Origin of the sequence: Streptomyces viridosporus (genome assembly GCF_002078235.1) — a bacterium.
In the GTDB taxonomy this organism is placed as follows: Bacteria; Actinomycetota; Actinomycetes; order Streptomycetales; family Streptomycetaceae; genus Streptomyces; species Streptomyces viridosporus.
On sequence record NZ_MSGP01000494.1, the window covers coordinates 1 to 1954 of the forward strand.

The window sequence follows — 1954 nt, forward strand, 5'->3', positions numbered from 1 at the left end:
GGCGGTCCCCGGATCAGGGGTCCTGGTCGAACGGACGGCGGGGCAGGCGGGGCAGCTCCAGCGCCGAGCGGAGCATCGGGCCGACGGGGGTGCGCAGGCCGACGGCGAGGTCCTCGTGGAGCCGGGTGCGGCCGTCGAGGAAGAGCAGGAGGTCCCGCATGGGCACGCGGGCGAAGAGGCGGGAGAAGAGCGCGGGGCCGTCGGCCCGGCCGCTGTCCAGGGCACGCAGCAGTACGGCGTCCATGGCCCGGGAGCGGGCCGAGTGCGCGGGGGGCGGCACCGGGCGGCGGCCCCGGCGCAGGGCGGCGGCGACGGCACCCGTCTGCCGCTGGATCCCGGCGAAGGTGTAACCGGTCGAGGGGCGGGTGGCTCCGCCCGCGGCGCCGATGCGGAAGACCGACGCGCCGACCTGCCGGGGCATCGGGGCGTCCGTCATCGGGATGACACCCGTCTCGGTGGACAGCACCTGGAGTTCACCGAGACGGAGCACCTCCTCGGCGTACTGCCGTACCGCCGTCCCGTAGCCGCCCGCCGAGAGGGGGCGCGGGGAGAACTCCGTGTACTCCACCAGCGCCTCGCGGCGGCTCACGGGCAGGAGGTAGCCGAAGGACAGGCCCTCGGCGGGCTGGGGGGTGCGGAAGTCCATCAGTTCCGCGGTGAGGGGGTCGAAGACCGGGCGGGCGGTGCGGACGAACCAGCCGTGGAAGTGCTGCAGGAGCGTGGTGCGGGCGGCGGGCAGGCTGCCCGGGGGTCGGGAGTCGAAGACCCAGCGGGCGCGCAGGACGCCCGGTCGGCCGTCGGCGTCCCGGAGGTGGACGTGGGCTCCTCCGCGGACGTCCTCCACCGCCCCGACGGTCGCCTCCAGGCGCCGTACGGCCCTGCTCGCGGCCAGGTCGTGCGCGACCAGGTGCTCGAAGTCGTCGGACCGGATCATCTTGTAGCGCAGCGGGGCGATGTCCCCCTCGACCGCCGAGCCCGAGGGGGGACGCACCCTCAGGTGCCGCCAGGCCGTCGTGAGCGCGGCGTCGAAACGGCCCGCGCCGGCCTCCCAGAAGCACCACGTCCGGCGCGGCGGGCGCATCGGGCCGGGCGGGGCGTCCACCAGGACGACCGACGGCGTGCGCGTCCCCGGGACGGGCCGCGACAGGCGGTGGGCCAGGGACAGTCCGGCGGCTCCCGCCCCGACGATGGCCACCTCCGTCTCCAGCACCACGGCTCTCTCCTCCCGCTCCTCGGATCGCACCCACCCGGTCAGCATTCCTGCCTGTGTGCCCGTTCGGATGCGGGTCACTCGGACGTGTGACGGACAGGGCCCGGTGAGGCGGCGGAGCACATGGGGAAGGCATGTGCCGGCTGCCGGCCCGGTTTTCCGGCCCGCCCCGCATCCATGTGCGGGGTGCGGGCGGAAGGACGGGCGTGACGGAGCGATCTGTGGTCAGGACGAGAGGAACCGGGATGTGCCGTACACAGGCGAAGGACCACCCCGTGGAGGGACCGCTGCTCGTCGCGCGCCCGGTCCCCCGGTCGGCGCCCGCCGGCCGGCCGCGGCCCGACGACGTGCCGGGCGAGGGGTCCGACGGGCCGGCGGAGACGGCGCAGGCCCTGCTGCCGGCGGGGATGGGTGACGCGCGCGCCGTGGACCGGGACGTGTCCGCCGCGGTCGGCCGCGTGCTCGACCACGTGCTGGCCGACCGGGTCGCCCGTGCGCGGGCCGTGGACCCGCTGTTCGGCGACGACCTGGCCGAGCGGGTCGCGCGCTTCACCCGGACGGGTGGCAAGCGCGTCCGTCCGCGTTTCGTCTGGTGGGCGCTGCGCGCCTGCGGCGGCGGTGACGGCCCCTCGGTCGCGGCGGCCCTGCGGATCGGTGCGGCGCTCGAGCTCCTGCAGACCTGTGCGCTCGTCCACGACGACGTGATGGACGGCTCGACGCTGCGCCGCGCGCGGCCCGCCCTCC

The 1954-nt window shown here is 76.4% G+C and carries 2 protein-coding genes; one reads left to right on the forward strand and one right to left on the reverse strand.

Features of this window, described 5'->3' with window-relative positions:
- Nucleotides 1–13: 13 nt before the first annotated feature.
- On the reverse strand, nucleotides 14–1213 hold the full coding sequence (locus B7L92_RS30155; RefSeq protein ID WP_081240523.1) for a lycopene cyclase family protein: 1200 nt from the start codon (nucleotides 1211–1213) through the stop codon (nucleotides 14–16).
- A gap of 242 nt (nucleotides 1214–1455) precedes the next feature.
- Here B7L92_RS30155 and B7L92_RS30160 point away from each other — a divergent pair.
- On the forward strand, nucleotides 1456–1954 hold a 499-nt coding region (locus B7L92_RS30160; RefSeq protein ID WP_174704042.1), incomplete at its 3' end, for a polyprenyl synthetase family protein.